Consider the following 17,850-nt stretch of genomic DNA (forward strand, 5'->3'; position numbering starts at 1 on the left):
TTTTTGACGAAACACATTGGGGAGACACAGTTTACATGGAGGCAACCAGCGATTTACTGCAAGAATTTTCGGCATTATCGGCGAAAAAGCAGCTAGAACAAATCCCCCAACTGATTGACCAAGGGGATGCTGGTTTTGCTTGCTTGAGAGAATTTTTGATGGCGCAACAGGGCCAGGCGGCAACCCCTGTCATGGGGAAAATTTGCCAGGTGCTCACCCAGAATCAAACCGCCGAAAATTTATTGTTCATGCAGCAAGAATTTCCGGAGGGGGTCGTTGAACTCAAGTCAGCGCGAGAGATTGATTACCAGATTATTCAAGACAAATTGATCGAAGAGGAGTTTCTGGAAGCGGATATTTTAACCCTCCAGAAAATGTGTGAACTGGCAGGAGAATCTGCTATGAAACGAAAATGGCTCTACTTTACGGAGGTAGAGCGGTTTCCCGACGAGGATCTGCTCACCCTCGATCAGCTGTGGCAGGTTTATTCTGGCGGGAAATTTGGTTTTTCGGTACAGCGTAAATTATGGAATTCCCTCGGTAAAGACTTCAATGCCCTCTGGGAAAAAATTGCCTGGCGAGATGGGCGAACCTGGGCGCGTTATCCCAAAGCATTTATTTGGAATCTGGATGCACCCAGGGGACATCTGCCCACCTCCAACCAGTTACGGGGCGCAAAAACGATCCTCGCGCTGTTCCAACATCCCGTGTGGACAAAGGACTAGGATTTCACTGAACCCGCTAAAATTCCCCGTACGAAATAGCGTTGTAGGCTGAAGAAAACGCCGAGGGGAACGATCATCGAGATAAAGGCTCCGGCAGTGAGTAGGTGCCAATCCTGACCCCGTGACCCGACTAAATTACTCAGTTGGATCGTGACGGGGGCAACGTCATTTGTGGTGCCTAAATAAACTAGGGCGATGAGCAAATCATTCCACACCCACAGAAATTGAAAGACCGCAAAGGAGGCGATCGCCGGCATCGAGAGGGGGACGATTAATTTCGTAAAAATCTTCAGGTGGGACGCGCCATCCACCGCCGCCGCTTCGATTAAATCCTTTGGTAGTTCGCCGATATAATTCCGCAGAAGATAAATCCCTAAGGGTAAGCCATAGCCCGCATGGGCGAGCCACACCCCCAGAAAACTGTTGGACAAGCCGAAATCTCGATAAGCCCGCAGAATCGGAATCAGGGTCGTTTGTAGCGGGACAACCAGCAAACAAACCACCACGATAAATAAAAATTGTCGCCCCGGAAATTTCATCCAGGCAAAGGCATAGGCGGCAAAACAGGCGATCGCAATCGGAATTACCGTCGCGGGAATGGCGATCGTCAAGCTATTAAAAAAGGCCTGTCCCATCCCCTCCGCTTGGAGCACATCCACATAATTTCCAATGTGATATTGGGTTAGTTCAAAGGGATGTTGAAAAATTGTCCACCAGCCCGTTTCCAGCATTGCATCCCGTCGCCGAAAGGAGCTAATGAGTAACCCCACCGACGGCAATGTCCAGATAAAAGCGATCACCAATAACGAAATATGAATCGGTGTTTTTTGCCAAAATTGAGTTTGCTTTTGCTGTGCCATTAGCGTAATTTCTCCTGTGTTCTAAACCGTCGAATATTACTGATCATTACCGGAATAATTAAGATTAAAAGCACGATGGCGATCGCACTACCACGCCCAAAATTTCGATAATTAAACATCTCTTTAATCATGCGACTGGCAATCACTTCCGTGCCATAGTTCCCCCCCGTCATCACAAAAACAATATCAAATACTTTCAAGACCAAAATAATAATCGTGGTACTGACAACGAGAATCGTGGAACGGATCATTGGGATCGTAATTCGCCAAAAAATTTGCCAACTATTCGCCCCATCAATCCGCGCCGCTTCGATCACTTCTTCGGGAATACCTTTGACTGCTGAAGATAAAATCACCATTGCAAAGCCCGTATAGAGCCAGATCATAATTGCAATCAAAGCAAAATTATTCACCGATTGTTCGACAATCCAGCCCACGGGTTCAAAGCCAAAATTCACCAACAGCGCATTTAAAACACCAATTTGATCATCCCCAGCGGGTTTGTAGGCGTACATAAATTTCCAGATGACACTCGCCCCCACAAAGGAGATTGCCATCGGCAAGAAAATCAAGGATTTAATAATTGGTTCATAGCGCACTTTGTCAACCAGTACGGCAATAATTAATCCCAAACTGACGCTGACACCTGTAACCAAAACAAGCCAAAGCAAATTATTTTTAAACGCAATTAACATTGCCCGGTCAGTGAAGGCAAAAGTATAGTTTTTGAGTCCGACAAAATTTTGCGATCGCCCATCTAGAAAACTCAAATAAAAAGTTTGCACCGTCGGCAAAATTAAATAGGCAGAAAGCAATAATAATGCCGGAGAAATATACACCCACGGCAACAGTCGCTGATTCCAGGGTTTCGGTAGGGCATTAATCGCAATATTCGCTAAATAAAACAGCCCAATCACACCGCCACAACCAATGGCGATCGCCAAGACCACGTTCAGTAGACGCGTCCAGAATTCCATCATGACCTCCATGAAATACTTACAGTCTCGGTTAAAGAAGGATTCAGGGGAATCGAAGTCCCCCTTTGAAGGGGGATTTAGGGGAATGTTACTCAGGCCAACTGTTTTCAATATTGGTTAAAACCGTTTCGGCATCTGCGCCACCGACATAGTCCACCATGCCTGACCAGAACGTCCCCGTTCCTACCGCCCCCGGCATCATATCCGACGCATCAAAGCGGATCACTTCCGCATTCCCCAAAATCTCTGCTTGTTTACGGCTTAAATCTGTGGGATATAGAGCCAAATCGATGCCCTGCCGGGGCGAAAGATAGCCCCCTAGTCCTGCGGCTACCTCGTGGGGCGTTTTACTGGCGAGATATTCCATCAATTGCCGCGCTTCCGGGGTGTCATTAAACATTGCGAACACATCCCCCGCAACGAGGATCGGCAAACCTTGCTCTGGATTAATCTGCGGCAGTGGGAACACATCCACATCCTCATCAAGATTAATGTCCGTCGGTAAAAATGCCTCAATAAAGTTCCCCTGCTTGTGTAGGTAGCAGTTGGGATCGTCGCCAAACAGTCCTTGAATCGAATCTCCGAAAGGCGTACTTAAGGCACTCACTACGCCACCATAGACATAATCTTCGTTGCGGACAATGTCGCCGAAAATGTTGACTGCATTTTCTACCGCCGGATCATTAAAGGGAATTTCGTGGTTAATCCATTGGTCATAGACGTTGGGACCTGCGGTGCGTAGCATAATTTCTTCGACCCAATCGGTGCCGACCCACCCCGTAGCATCACCACTTTCCATGCCGATACACCAGGGGGTTTTGCCTTCGGAAACAATGCGATCGCTCAAGGCCAACATTTCATCCCAAGTGGTCGGAATCTCGTAGTTATTCGCCGCAAACTGCTGCGGGTTATACCAAACCAAACTTTTGACCGAAGCCCGGTACCATACCCCATAGGGCACATTCTCTACACTGCCGAGCTGAATCCACGACTCATCATAGGCCGCCTGCAAATCCTCAAGGCTCATAAATTCCGTAAGGGGAACCAGCCGACCTTCCCGCGCGAAATCCGCCATCAGCCCCGGTTGAGGAAACATCGCTAAATCAGGTGGATTACCAGAATCGACCCGAATCGGTAGGGTCGTCGCAAAAGTATCTGTGCCTTCGTAAACCACTTCAATGCCAGTTTCTTCGGTAAAGGGAGCTAGTGCTGCCTCAATTTTTTCCTGTTGCTCCCCGATCATCACCCCGAAAACGGTGACTTGTTTGGTGTCACTGACTGTACTGTCTCCAGAGGTTGTTTGTTCGCCAACACAACCTGTTAAAACGAGTGCGGAACCAAGTGCGAGGGAAGTAAGCTTAAGTGGAGATTTTTTTTGTAAAAAAAACATTCATAAAAGTTGAATTCAGCAAATAAATTAAAAGAGAAGTTTTATTTTGAATGGGGTTTAAGCGCCCCAAAAATAGCAGATGATTTTATGCAATAACGGTTTCCATTTCGCGATCAAAAAGATACAAGCGTTGGACATTCCATAACACATCAAGGGTTTCTCCCTGTTTAACCGTAGCACGGGGGTCAAAGCGCGCGACGAATTCCCCTTGTTCAGCCGTTGTGAGATAAACAATGAGTTCATTGCCCATCATTTCAATCATATTGATCGTCGCTTGCACAGCGACAGTGGGAATATCAGGGGGTAAATATTGGGGATGATAAATATCTTCAGGACGAATCCCTAGGGTAAGGGGCCGATCCTTGAACGTCACGCCACCATCGACTATAAATTGCGGTAAATACTTTTGAATTGAAATTAAGTTTTCCCCCAGTTTGAGACAGGGTTCCCCTTCATTGGTGGTTTGTTCGACGTCAAAAAAGTTCATCGCGGGACTGCCAATAAATCCAGCGACAAACAAATTATTGGGATTGTTATAGAGATTGCCGGGACTATCGACCTGCTGCAAAATCCCATCCTTCATCACGGCAATGCGATCGCCCATGGTCATCGCTTCCACTTGGTCGTGGGTGACGTAGATAAAGGTGGTGTTGAGGTCTTGGTGGAGTTTACTAATCTCTTTACGGGCCTGGACACGCAATTTTGCATCAAGGTTAGAAAGGGGTTCATCCATTAGAAAGACGGCGGGTTTACGGACGATTGCCCGCCCCACGGCGACCCGTTGCCGCTGTCCCCCAGAAAGTTCTTTGGGTTTGCGTTGTAATAGTCTTTCGATGCCTAATTGGGCAGCGGCACTCTGGACACGCTTGTTAATTTCGGTTTGATCAACTCCCTGCAATTGCAGACTGAACGCCATATTTTCATAGACGCTCATGTGGGGATAGAGGGCGTAGGATTGGAACACCATCGCAATGTCGCGATCTTTAGGGGAGAGGTGATTGACCCGGCGATCGCCAATGCAAATTTGCCCATCGGTAATCGATTCAAGACCCGCCAGCAACCGGAGAGAAGTCGTTTTCCCACAGCCGGACGGCCCCACAAATACTAAGAATTCACCATCTTCGATGGCAAGGTTGAGGTTGTTGACGGCGACAAAATCATCAAATCGCTTCGTCACTTGCTCGAACGTTACGCTAGCCATAGAAAGTTTTGGATTGACAACAATTATTCCCCATTAAAGCGAATAATCCTTCAATTTCCCAAAACTAAAACCACATCATTGGGGCTGTTCGGCTTGCAATTGTCCCATAAACCACTGGGCCACCTGGGCATTGCCGTCTGAGGCAACACGTTCTAGGGCTTCTTCTAATAACGCTTTCGGTAAGTCCTTTAAAACCTGAGATGTTTCAACGGATTCATAGCGTCCAGCCCCATTTAAAACTAAGAGAAAAAACCGTTGAGCCTGGATATCAATCACCCAATATTCAGGGATACCTAACGCAGCGTAAATTTCTTTTTTACGGTCTAAATCATGGAAAATTGTCGTGTCAGAAATTTCACCCACTAAATCTGGCACGCGCCATTCATCTAAGTTTAAATAACGGCGATCACCTTGTTTCCACACAGGATGATTTTTTCCAAGATACAAAACCAAGTCAGGCGCAGCGGCAATTTTTTTTGAGATTTTTTCCAGTTGACAGCCGCCCATTAAATGTCCTGTATTTTCTGAATTGAACGCAAACCAAAAACCAATGAGTAAAGTAAATAGATTATTTACTGAAGCGTGATTAATTCCTTCTGCGCCCATTTCAATTAATAATGAATTTTGATAAAAATACAGCTTTTGTTTATTAAGATCATCGGTGGGCAAATCCCGCTGTTGTTGGTACGCTTCCCACTGGGACGGAACCCAGGGGGCGATCGCCTCTTTCTGGCGGGCATTCTTCATCGAAGCAACCATCGGTTATCCTCCAGAGCATTGATTAGCTCCATTGTAAGATCTGAATTTCGTGCCATCCTTTTAAACTAGGGGGATACAAACTCGATTCAGTCAAAATATATGAGCGCAGATTTTCGCATTGAAAAAGATTCCATGGGCGATCGCCAAATCCCCCACGACGCCTACTATGGCATCCAAACCCTGAGGGCGACGGAAAATTTTCCGATCAGCGGCATTAAACCCCTCCCTACCTATATCGATGCTTGCGTTCTGATCAAAAAAGCGACGGCGATCGCTAATGCGGAACTCGGTTGTATTGAAGCCCAGATGTCCGAGGCAATTGTAAAAGCCTGTGATGAAGTGTTGCAGGGGGCATTACGAGAGCAATTCGTCGTCGATGTGTACCAAGCGGGGGCTGGCACCTCCCACCACATGAATGTTAACGAAGTCTTGGCGAACCGTGCCCTCGAACTTCTCGGCGGCGAAAAGGGCGATTACCAAACCGTTAGCCCCAACGATCATGTGAACTACGGGCAATCCACCAATGATGTGATTCCCACGGCGATCCGCATCGGTGGGTTATTAGCCCTCGAACATTGTTTATATCCAGCTCTCTCTGGGGCGATCGCCACTTTGGATAATAAAGCAGAAGAATTTGCCCACATCGTCAAATCTGGACGCACCCACATGCAGGATGCCGTTCCCGTCCGGCTTGGGGAAGGATTCCGCGCTTGGGCAGAAATTTTAACCGCCCACATGGGGCGCATCGAAACCGCCGCCAAAGATTTAACGGTTTTAGGTTTAGGCGGTAGTGCTTCCGGCACAGGTTTAAACACTCACCCACAATACCGTTTCCGCGTCGCAGAAATTTTAAGTGAACTGATCGGGCAACCTTTGACCTCCGCCCCCCACCTGATGGCAGCGATGCAAAGTATGTCGCCCTTTGTGAATGTGTCCGGTGCGTTGCGTAACCTTGCTCAGGATCTTGTGAAAATCTCCCACGATCTGCGTCTGATGGATTCTGGCCCCAACACTGGCTTTAAGGAAATTCAACTGCCCCCTGTGCAACCCGGTTCCTCGATTATGCCCGGTAAGTACAATCCCGTCATGGCGGAAATGACTTCTATGGTGTGCTTTCAGGTGATGGGCTATGATACGGCGATCGCCTTTGCCGCCCAAGCAGGTCAATTAGAACTTAACGTGATGATGCCCCTGATTGCCTACGATTTAATCCACAGCATCGAAATTCTCGGCAACACCATCAAAGCCCTCAGTGACAAATGTATTGCAGGCATCACCGCCAACGAACAACGCTGTCACAACTACGCTGAAAGCAGTCTGTCCCTTGTAACAGCCCTTAATACCCATATCGGTTATCTCAACGCTGCCGATGTCGCCAAGGAATCCTTGCAAACGGGCAAAACCCTCCGGCAAATTGTCCTCGAACGGGGCTTAATGGATGAGGCGACCCTAGCCCAAGTTCTCGACCTCGAAAAAATGAGTCAATTACCCAGCAATTCATAGGATATAAAAAGGCGATCGCCTCAGGCAAAAAGGAAGGCGATCGCCACTCTAAACCAATGCACTTCAGTAAGATAGATTTAGGTTTTGTTGTGAAGAGGAAATACCATGGTCGCAACACCAATTAGAACAAATATTCCTAAACCAGTGGGAGAACAGCGGGTCGCATTTCATAACCTCAGTTGGGATGACTATCTCAAAATTTTTCAAGCATTACCCCAAGACCGTCATTCCCGCCTCTCCTTTTGTAATGGAACGTTAGAAATCACCGCGCCTTTAGAAGATCACGAATTTGCCCTACGACTCATTGAACTCTTTATTCGACTCCTTGTCCTTGAAATGGGATTAAAAATGAAGACAATGGGTTCAACAACCATAAATCGTAAGGATGTAAAAAAAGGAGCAGAGCCCGACTGTGCCTACTACATTCAAAATCAGCCCCAGGTTGCAGGACGTAATGTTGATTTTGACAAAGATCCGCCGCCCGATCTCATCGCAGAAGTGGATATCACCAACACAGATATTAATAAAAATCAACTTTATGCAGCCATGGGCGTTCCTGAATTCTGGCGATACAATGGCGAAACTCTACGCATATTCACGCTAAACAATGGCGAATATGAAGAATGTGAAACCAGTCCATTATTCTCGATTGTGCAGAAAGAAGATTTATATCGTTTTCTCGCTGAATCAGTTGAGGATGAGATGGAAGCAATGCGTAATTTTCAAGCTTTCTTAAAACAGAAAATGACAGATGAAGACAATTAAAAAGGCGATTTAAAAATCAGTTTTTAGCCACATAAAAAAATGGGCCAGCCCGAAGACTAACCCAAATTGTTCAATGATTTTCAGGTTTTAGATTGCCATTATTGATCCTTCATCCAATTATCATCAATCATCGCATCATCATCAATCACAGGTGCTTTTCCCTGGACATCCGACGGGATCGGCGTATCATCAGAAATCAATTCATCGCCAGAGATAATATCCTTACGGTTTGATTTTCCTTCCGTAAAGGCCCGCGCTGTTTGATCATCGAGAATTTCGCTGCCATCAAGATCATCATAGGAACGACTCGACAACCCAGCACCATTGTCATTGGTCACGACATTGCTGTATCCATTGGGAGACCGTGAAGTTCCTTCGTCTACGAAATCATTTTGACTCGCAAACCCCGTTCCGGCTGGAATCAAGCGACCGATAATCACGTTTTCCTTGAGGCCCCGTAACCAGTCAGATTTTCCTTCAATGGCTGCTTCGGTGAGTACCCGTGTGGTCTCTTGGAAGGAAGCCGCAGAAATAAAGCTATCGGTGTTCAAGGACGCTTTGGTAATCCCTAGGAGCACTGGAGTATAACGGGCCGGTGCACCACCAGTAATGGACATGGCTTCGTTAACTTGTTCTACTTGACGTAGTTCAATTAACTCCCCTGGCAACATTGTGGTATCGCCACCGTCATCGATGCGAACCTTTGCCGTCATCTGACGCACGATCACCTCGATGTGTTTGTCAGAAATGTCAATGCCCTGGGACTGGTAAACCCGCTGCACTTCTTCTACCAAGAACCGTTGAGATTCCCGGAGACCAATCAAAGCCGCTTCGTATATCCCCTTACTCTCAGCGTAGTAATCAAAGAAAATTTCCAGGATTTCGTGGGGATTATTCAAGCCGTCAGTGAGGGGTTCTGCTGGGCCAACCCGTTGACCATCAACTACCATCACACTTTGGTTGAGGCTAACCGGATACTCGCTAATGACACCGTCATCTTCGATGACTTTGACATCCACGGTTTCGTCGTCGAGGTATTCGACTTGGCAGGTGCCAGGGCGACGGGCGAGCACTGCGGCTTCCTTGGGTTTCCGGGCTTCGAGGAGTTCTTCGATCCGGGGGAGACCCTGGATGATGTCCCCAGTTTTTGCCCGCTCAAAGACGAGTAGAACGAGATTGTCACCCCGTTGCACAAGGTCACCTTCGTCGATGTGCAGGACTGCGCCACCAGACACACGGTAGGGCCGGGCGTGACGGAGGACAATTTCTTTGTCGCTGACTTTGAGGACTTGGGCAGAATCTTCGATCACGACGCCTTCGGCAATTTCGGTGCCAGCAACCACCAGGGTATTTTCTTTCACCTTGGCTTTGCCGTCGATGGCGAGGGTTTGGCGATCGCTATCACGCACAATCAACAAACGGCGGATCGCTTCTTGGCCAGAACGGATCCCTCGAACCTCACCGGGTTCTTTACATTGAATTTCCGTGCGGGCCACCACTGCGCCAGGGGCAATTTCCTGGCCATCTTCGACCATGAGTCGGGTCTGGACTTGCCCACCAAAGGGATCACTATCGGAATCACGGCGGAGAATCAAGGACTCAAGAATCACTAGCTGGAGACGTTTTACTTCGTCATCGGTGGGATCATCTTGCAGTTCAATGTCCGCATAGAGGTTCGCGAGGACATCTTCATCTTCCCCTTCAATGGCACCAATTTCGATAATCAGCTGGGTGCTCAGGAGAGAAACACCATCAACGGATTTCACCCGTTCGCCATCTTTAAAGAATAAGCGCTGGACAGCATGGAGTTCGATATTCCGGCCTGCGCCCTGTTCGTTAATGGAACCTTGGGACGGTTCAACGGGGGTATCCTCGACTTGGAATTCCTCGACGGGACGGACAAGGAGCGCGACCCCTTCGGTGCTGATCACTTTTTCGCCGTAGCTCAGCTTGTCGATGGTCACCCCAGGGATCACCTCTTCACCGGGCTGGATCAGTTGTTCGTGATATTTATCGGCGATCGCCTCTTCGGTCAGGTGCAATTCACCCGGCTTAATAATCACTTCCCGGAGAATGTCATTCTTTTCGATGACCTCTGCGACCCCAGCCGACTGAGAGAAAATATCCTTAACGACTTCTGTGCCCGCTTCGACGTACTGGCCATCTTCGACGATACGCAGAGAGCTATCCTTGTTTACCTCGTGGGTTTCCTCTGGGATCCAAAGGAGTGTGCCCCCTTTCAGCACTTCGTAGCCCTGTTTTTTCGTGCCCTTGGCCACTTCTACACCAGAGTATTTGATGATGCCTCCGGTGGTTGTCCGGTAGCGGTCATCAATAAGTTCAGCGATGTTGGCGTTGTTTTGCACCTTCGTGCCGGGGGCTGTTTTCAGGAGGAACTGATCCCCTTTAGAGGTTTCAATGATGTATTGTTCTGAGCCGCCCCCAGTTTCGTGGAGTACCTTCGCCTCATCTAGGAGTACCGAAGCGGTGACAATTTCAATCTCTCGGCTGTTGGGAATGAGTCGTACAACACCACCGGAGAGGGAAACTAATTTTGTTTCAGCGAGGATATCACCCACATTGACATGGGTGCCGTTTTCAACGACGGGTTCAGCCCCAGCCGGCAGATTATAAACATCCCCAGCTAAAACCCACATCAAACCACTTCTTTGGGCGGAGCGGGTTGTGTTGCCTTGACGATCCGTTTTTTCTTCGGCAATGAGGTTATCAAAGAGAACTTCCCCAGCCAGATCGGAGGAAACGTCTTTGGTCGCTCTCTCGGTGGATTTTTGGGTTTTCTGACCCGCACCAACTTCAACGAGCAGATCGCCTTTCTTGACGGAAGCTCCTTCTGCCACCAAGACAAAGGAACCCGGTGAAAGCGCATGGCTTACCATTTTGCCATTGTCGCTGGGCTTCAACACCAGAGTACCGGCTACTTCTACCTGCTCTACTTCATCCCCGTGGGGCGTCCGCATCCGCCGCGTGCTGAGGCCATCTTTAAATTGAATCGTGCCAGCTTTGGAGGCTTTGATCGTCCGGGCGGCTTCCTTGGTAAATACCCCCCCGGTGTGGAAAGTCCGCATGGTTAACTGGGTGCCAGGCTCCCCAATGGATTGGGCCGCAATAATCCCGACGGCCTCTCCCATATCGACCATGTGACCGTGGGCAAGGCTCCAACCATAGCACTTGCGACAGACGGAACGGGCCGCTTCACAGGTTAAAGGCGATCGCACTTCCACTTCAGCTACCGTAGTCGCAATTTTCTTCGCCAGATCAGCATCAATATCTTGATTTCGTTGGGCAATGACTTCCCCAGTTTTGGGATCAACCACATCGGCATTGAGTACCCGACCAAAGAGGCGGTCTTCGAGGGAAATCTGTTCGCGCTCACCATCGGTCATGGCGCGGAGTTTGAGACCCCGGGCGGTGCCGCAGTCTTCTTCGCGAACAATCACATCCTGGGAAACATCCACCAGACGACGGGTTAGGTAACCGGAGTCAGCAGTCCGCAGTGCCGTATCTACCAGACCTTTCCGCGCACCATAGGAGGAAATAATGTATTCCGTGACTGTGAGACCTTCCCGGAAGTTGGTTTTAATCGGCAAGTCAATAATTTCCCCTTGGGGATCCGCCATCAAGCCGCGCATCCCGACCAACTGACGCACCTGGGAGAGATTACCCCGGGCACCACTAAAGGCCATCATGTAAACGGAGTTGAGGGGATTGGTTTCCCGGAAGTTTTTGACCACTTCATCTTTAAGGGATTCAGAGGTGCTGTTCCAGGTGTCAATAACCTTTTGGAAACGCTCAACCTCAGTGATTTCACCACGGGAGTAACGAGCTTCTGTGGTCTTAATCTCCTGTTCGGCACTGTCTAACATCTGCCGCTTGATGGGCGGTACCTGGAGGTCATCGACACTAATCGAGACACCAGCCTGGGTTGCGTAACGAAAACCAAGGGTCTTCAGTTCGTCGGCCATGGTGGCACAGTGGGCAGAACCAAAACTCGTGTAGGCCCAGGACATCAGCTTTTTCAGACGTCCTTTATCGATGATGCGGTTGTAAAAAACGGCGGGTTTTTCCTTGGTCATGGTTTTTTGTGATCTCTGGTGTTAATAACTTAAGAAGAAAAACTTAAAGAAAGCAAAAGGCGATCGCCCTTTTCTTTCCGTTTACAGTCACCTTATACAGGTAGTCCTTCTGGGAGCGTCCGCTCGGTTAGATCAAGGGCATCTTGGATCGTCTTGTTGTAGATGATTCGTCCCGGCGTTGTGCGGATAAACTGGCTAATCATTTCACCCTCTGCCGTTTCCCGAACCTTCCGTTCACGGTAAATTTTCAAAATAGAACCATCCTCTAACGTTTCAGATTCCAACACCCGATCATCCGCCTCATTGGTCTCAACATCGCCGAGGTAGCGCAACCATACATAGGCATGCAAATCCACATCCCCTTGCTCATAGGCCCGCAACGCATCATCCATACTGCTAAAGTAGCGTCCCGCACCCCGCTGTGCCCCTGGATTTTCCGCCGTCAAATAATAACAACCTAAAACCATGTCCTGGGAAGGAGCCACAATGGGTTTACCCGTAGCGGGCGAAAGAATATTATGGCAAGCCAGCATCAACAGACGAGCCTCAGCTTGGGCCTCCAAAGACAAAGGCACGTGCACCGCCATTTGGTCGCCATCAAAGTCAGCGTTAAACGCAGGACAAACCAACGGGTGCAACTGAATCGCGCGACCCTCCACGAGAATCGGTTCAAAAGCCTGAATCCCTAGTCGATGTAGCGTTGGTGCCCGGTTGAGTAGTACAGGGTGACCCGTAATTACTTCAGCGAGCACATCCCAAACACTTTCATCCCCCCGTTGAATCAGCTTCTTTGCCGCCTTAATATTGCTGACAATAGTGCTCTTAATCAGTCGCTGAATCACAAAAGGCTGGAACAGTTCAATGGCCATCTCACGGGGCAGACCACACTGATAAATTTTCAGCTTTGGCCCAACCACGATGACAGAACGACCAGAATAGTCAACCCGTTTCCCAAGGAGGTTTTGCCGGAAACGACCTTGCTTCCCTTCAATAATGTCCGATAAAGACTTGAGGGGACGGTTATTCGCTCCGACAACTGTCCGACCACGACGACCATTGTCAATTAGCGCATCCACCGCCTCTTGCAGCATCCGTTTTTCGTTGCGGACGATAATTTCCGGCGCCAGAATTTCTTGTAATCGAGCGAGACGGTTGTTTCGATTGATAACGCGACGATAAAGATCATTCAAATCGGAGGTGGCAAAGCGGCCCCCATCGAGCTGCACCATGGGACGCAGATCCGGTGGAATGACAGGAATGCTGTTCAGAACCATCCATTCAGGGCGTGCCCCAGTCGCAATAAAGTTATCAATAACGCGCAAACGTTTAATTAACTTCGCTCGTTTTTGACCTTTAGAATTAGCAATGCCTTCCCGTAGTTCCTCAGCAACCGCCTCTAACTCAAGCTCTTGCAGCAAACGCTCAATCGCCTCGGCCCCAATGCCAACTTCCACATCCTCTAACTGAGAATCTTCGCTGTAGAGTTGCTCTTCAATTTCTAACCACTGATCTTCCGTCAATAGTTGCTTATAGCTGAGGTTAGTCGCATTACCCGGATCGAGGACGACATAGGCATTGAAATAAACAATCTGCTCCACATCCCGCAGTGCCATATCCAGCAAAATGCTGAGGTAGCTGGGGATCCCCTTGAGATACCAAACATGGGTAACTGCCGCAGCGAGCTTGATGTACCCCATGCGATGACGACGCACCCGAGATTCAGTGACCTCTACGCCACAACGCTCACAGACAATCCCCCGGTGTCTAACCCGCTTATATTTACCACAGTGGCATTCCCAGTCCTTGGCCGGGCCAAAAATTCGCTCACAAAATAAACCATCCATTTCCGGTTTTAACGTCCGGTAGTTAATGGTTTCTGGTTTTGTGACCTCGCCGACGGTTTGACCATTTGGTAAAGTCCGCTCTCCCCACTGGCGTACCCGTTCAGGAGAAGCAATACCAATTTTGACGTAATCGAAATGTTGCTCTTGTTGACTTTTCATGCCCGTAACTGCTCTTTAAAAACGACTCGACGAATAAAATTTGGCCTATGCAAGCTTAAAAAAGCATGGGGCACATTTGGCAAAATGCTGGCCCCACTACTTTTAAGGATGCTTACTCTGCTGCCTCTTCTACTAAATCCTCTTGATCTTCATTGGTGACTGACTCATAGGTAGGCCGATTAGGGGCGCGACGTTGATTGTCCATCATCAAATCTACTTCCACATCACGACTGGTACCATCATCGGCTGCTTCCACTTTATGAACAGCAATGTCGAGACCCAGGGATTGTAATTCTCGCATTAGAACTTTGAAAGATTCGGGAGTACCTGGGCGAGGAATCGGCTTCCCTTTAACAATCGCATTTAAGGCTTCGTTACGTCCTTGCATATCATCGGATTTCACCGTGAGTAACTCTTGGAGAGTATAGGCGGCTCCATAAGCTTCGAGAGCCCAAACCTCCATTTCCCCGAAGCGCTGACCACCCTGCTGGGCTTTACCACCAAGGGGCTGCTGCGTCACCAGAGAGTACGGCCCCGTAGAACGTGCGTGGATCTTATCGTCAACCAAGTGAACAAGCTTAAGCATGTACGCTTTACCGACAGTCACGGCTCGATCAAAGGATTCCCCAGTCCGACCATCGTAGACTTGGATTTTGCCAGGTTCATCTTCATTAAAGACCCAGTCTTTGTTTGGCTTTTTCGCTGCTTCGCGAATTTTGCCATGTACGGTTTCCCGTGATGCTTCAGCTCCGTGCATTTCGTCGAAAGGCATCATCTTAAAGCGAGCATTGAGATGTTCGCCGGCCCAGCCTAGGAGACATTCAAAAACCTGGCCTACGTTCATCCGGGAGGGAACCCCTAGGGGATTGAGCACAATGTCGACAGGGGAACCATCGGGTAAGTAAGGCATATCCTCAATCGGGAGAATCCGAGAAATAATCCCCTTATTCCCGTGGCGGCCTGCCATTTTATCCCCAACTTGGATTTTTCGTTTTTGAGCCACGTAGACCCGAACCACCATATTGGCACCCGGGGGTAATTCATCGCCCTGCTCACGGGTAAAGACGCGGACATCAACTACACGTCCCTTTTCACCGTTGGGAACGCGGAGGGAGTTATCCCGTACATCCCGTGCCTTCTCCCCGAAAATTGCCCGTAGGAGTTTCTCCTCTGGTGGCTGATCGGACTCCCCTTTCGGAGTGACTTTACCAACCAAAATGTCACCAGATTCTACCCAAGCACCAATGCGAATAATCCCTTGTTCATCGAGGTGACGCAGGGCATCTTCCCCAACGTTGGGAATTTCACGGGTAATCTCTTCAGGCCCCAACTTTGTTTGACGGGCTTCAATTTCGAATTTTTCAATGTGGATACTGGTATACACATCGTCATAGACAAGGCGCTCACTGATGAGGATTGCGTCTTCGTAGTTGTAGCCTTCCCAGGGCATATAGGCGATGGTCACATTTTGACCGAGGGCAATTTCACCACCTTCAGTTGCGGAGCCATCCGCGAGAACCTGACCAGCGACAACATCTTCACCAATGTCTACAAGGGGACGCTGATTAAGACAAGTATCTTGGTTAGAACGCTGATATTTTTGCAGAGGATAAACAATTTCAGCGGCGTCCTCGGTGCCTTCACCGGTTGGTTGCACGCGGATTACGGTAGCGTCAACGAAGGTAACAACACCATCACACCGGGACACAATAACCATCCCAGAGTCACGGGCTGCTTGTGCCTCCAGACCGGTGCCAACAAGGGGACGTTCTGGTCTGAGGAGGGGAACAGCCTGCCGTTGCATGTTAGAACCCATCAGGGCACGGTTTGCGTCATCGTGCTCTAGGAAGGGAATCAGTGAGGTTGCAACAGAGACGATTTGTAGGGGCGAAACTGCCACATAGTCCACTTGTTCGGGAGTGGTGGTCGAGAATTCGCGACGATAACGCACGGGAACTGTTTCACCGAGAATGTTACCGTCTTCATCCCGTGGTACATCGCCGGGGGCAACCCGCAGATCGTCTTCTTCGCCTGCTGTGAGGTAAACAGAGCCTTGGTCAAAGAGGATTTTGCCGTTTTCGACTTTGTAATAGGGCGTTTCGATAAAGCCATATTCATTAACGCGGGCATAGGTTGCTAGGGAACCGATGAGACCAGCGTTGGGACCTTCTGGGGTTTCTACAGGGCAAATCCGACCATACTGGGTGGGGTGAATATCTCGCACAGCAAAGCCGGCCCGTTCACGGGTTAAACCACCAGGGCCGAGGGCGGATAGACGCCGTTTGTGGGTCAACTCAGCGAGTGGATTGGTTTGATCCATAAACTGAGAAAGCTGGGAGGAGCCGAAAAATTCCTTAATCGCCGCAACAAGGGGTTTTGGGTTAACCAAGGAGGCTGGTGTTAGGGTGTCGGCTTCACTGACAGTCATGCGTTCACGAATGATGCGTTCAAGACGGTTTAGACCAACACGTACTTGGTTTTGTAGGAGTTCCCCCACGGACCGGACACGACGGTTGCCCAGGTGATCGATGTCGTCAATGTTTCCGGTATCGAATTCTAGGTTAATAAGATAATCAATCGCCGAGAGGATATCGGTGGGGGTAAGTACCCGTACGGTATCGGGGATGTTGAGCCGTAACTTTTTATTGATTTTGTAACGACCGACTTTACCCAAGTCGTAGCGCTTGTTGTCGAAGAAACGGGATTCTAATAGCTGCTGACCACCGCTGACCGTGGGAGGCTCACCGGGGCGGAGCTTGCGATAGAGTTCGAGGAGTGCTTCTTCTTCGCTGGGATTGCCTTCTTTTTCGAGGGTTTTTTGATAGAAGTCAGCATGGCGCAAGGCGTCAAGGATTTCGCTGTCGGATAGACCCATGGCCTTGAGGAGTACCTGGGCTGAAAGCTTACGGGTTTTATCAATCCGCACCCAGACAATGTTGTTTTTGTCTGTCTCAAATTTCAACCATGCCCCACGGTTAGGAATGAGGGATGCGGAGTAGGTGCGACGACCATGTTTATCGACTTCGGATTTGTAATAAACCCCAGGCGATCGCACAATTTGGTTGACGATTACCCGTTCTGCACCATTGATGATGAAGGTACCACGGTCTGTCATCAGAGGCAGATCCCCAATGAAGACTTCCTGTTCTTTGATTTCGCCAGTTTCTTTGTTGATGAGGCGGGTGGGCACATACATCTGGACACCATAGGTGCTATCCCGACTCTTGGCCTCACTCATGCTGTACTTGGGTTCTTTGAGACGGTATTTTTCCCCAATGAAGTGCAGCTCTAATTTGCCGGTATAGTCGGTGATGGGCGAGAAACTGTTGAGCTCCTCAATTAACCCTTTTTCAAGGAACCAACGAAAGCTTGACCGTTGAATATCAATTAGATCAGGAAGCAGGCTTTGGGTGATATGAGTCATAGGTATTATCTTGGGTCGGGATAACTGGGAGGCAATGGTGCAGCAGATGGCAGGCGATCGCCTTGGGTTAGGTAGAGAGTTTGTGTAGAAGTCAAAAGGCCCTTCAATGATAGTCCGGGACAAAGGCTCCTACAGCAGAATGCGACCTT

Annotated in this window: 11 protein-coding genes; 3 read left to right on the forward strand and 8 right to left on the reverse strand. The window is 49.0% G+C overall.

Going from position 1 to position 17,850, the window contains the following annotated elements:
- Window positions 1-35: 35 nt before the first annotated feature.
- Window positions 36-725, forward strand: coding sequence for a GUN4 domain-containing protein (locus AWQ22_RS10325; RefSeq protein ID WP_012307644.1), 690 nt, complete (start codon window positions 36-38; stop codon window positions 723-725).
- On the opposite strand, the gene AWQ22_RS10330 is transcribed toward AWQ22_RS10325, so the two are convergent.
- The 5 genes from AWQ22_RS10330 to AWQ22_RS10350 form a co-directional block, all read right to left on the reverse strand.
- Entirely contained in the window at window positions 722-1,585 is an 864-nt protein-coding gene (locus tag AWQ22_RS10330; RefSeq protein WP_012307645.1) for a carbohydrate ABC transporter permease, read from the reverse strand. The genes AWQ22_RS10325 and AWQ22_RS10330 overlap by 4 nt on opposite strands.
- The gene (locus AWQ22_RS10335; RefSeq protein ID WP_232321339.1) at window positions 1,585-2,673 is read right to left on the reverse strand and encodes a carbohydrate ABC transporter permease; all 1,089 of its coding nucleotides are present in this window, start codon (window positions 2,671-2,673) and stop codon (window positions 1,585-1,587) included. The genes AWQ22_RS10330 and AWQ22_RS10335 overlap by 1 nt, the downstream gene beginning before the upstream one ends.
- Complete coding sequence (locus AWQ22_RS10340) at window positions 2,651-3,952, reverse strand: ABC transporter substrate-binding protein (RefSeq protein ID WP_065711028.1); 1,302 nt, start codon at window positions 3,950-3,952, stop codon at window positions 2,651-2,653. Before AWQ22_RS10340 ends, AWQ22_RS10335 begins: the two co-directional genes overlap by 23 nt.
- Before the next feature lie 85 nt (window positions 3,953-4,037).
- Window positions 4,038-5,153, reverse strand: coding sequence for an ABC transporter ATP-binding protein (locus AWQ22_RS10345; RefSeq protein ID WP_065711029.1), 1,116 nt, complete (start codon window positions 5,151-5,153; stop codon window positions 4,038-4,040).
- Between the two features lie 75 nt (window positions 5,154-5,228).
- Window positions 5,229-5,912 (reverse strand): Uma2 family endonuclease, encoded by a 684-nt coding sequence (locus tag AWQ22_RS10350; protein ID WP_065711030.1) that lies wholly within the window; start codon window positions 5,910-5,912, stop codon window positions 5,229-5,231.
- Between the two features lie 99 nt (window positions 5,913-6,011).
- Between AWQ22_RS10350 and AWQ22_RS10355 the strand changes: the two genes are divergently transcribed.
- The gene (locus AWQ22_RS10355) at window positions 6,012-7,415 is read left to right on the forward strand and encodes an aspartate ammonia-lyase (protein WP_065711031.1); all 1,404 of its coding nucleotides are present in this window, start codon (window positions 6,012-6,014) and stop codon (window positions 7,413-7,415) included.
- Between the two features lie 105 nt (window positions 7,416-7,520).
- Window positions 7,521-8,180, forward strand: coding sequence for a Uma2 family endonuclease (locus tag AWQ22_RS10360; RefSeq protein WP_065711032.1), 660 nt, complete (start codon window positions 7,521-7,523; stop codon window positions 8,178-8,180).
- Between the two features lie 98 nt (window positions 8,181-8,278).
- Here AWQ22_RS10360 and AWQ22_RS10365 read toward each other — a convergent pair whose 3' ends face one another.
- From AWQ22_RS10365 to rpoB, 3 genes are all read right to left on the reverse strand, one after another.
- A complete protein-coding gene (locus AWQ22_RS10365) occupies window positions 8,279-12,274 on the reverse strand; it encodes a DNA-directed RNA polymerase subunit beta' (RefSeq protein ID WP_065711033.1) in 3,996 nt (1,331 codons plus the stop codon).
- A 92-nt stretch (window positions 12,275-12,366) separates the two neighbouring features.
- Window positions 12,367-14,277: a DNA-directed RNA polymerase subunit gamma gene (locus AWQ22_RS10370; protein WP_012307653.1), complete on the reverse strand. Its 1,911-nt coding sequence runs from the start codon at window positions 14,275-14,277 to the stop codon at window positions 12,367-12,369.
- Window positions 14,278-14,389: 112 nt separating this feature from the next.
- Window positions 14,390-17,701, reverse strand: a complete 3,312-nt coding sequence (gene rpoB / locus AWQ22_RS10375) for a DNA-directed RNA polymerase subunit beta (RefSeq protein ID WP_012307654.1) — start codon at window positions 17,699-17,701, stop codon at window positions 14,390-14,392.
- Window positions 17,702-17,850 lie beyond the last annotated feature (149 nt).

It is taken from the genome of Picosynechococcus sp. PCC 7117 (assembly GCF_001693275.1).
Classification (GTDB): domain Bacteria; phylum Cyanobacteriota; class Cyanobacteriia; order Cyanobacteriales; family MRBY01; genus MRBY01.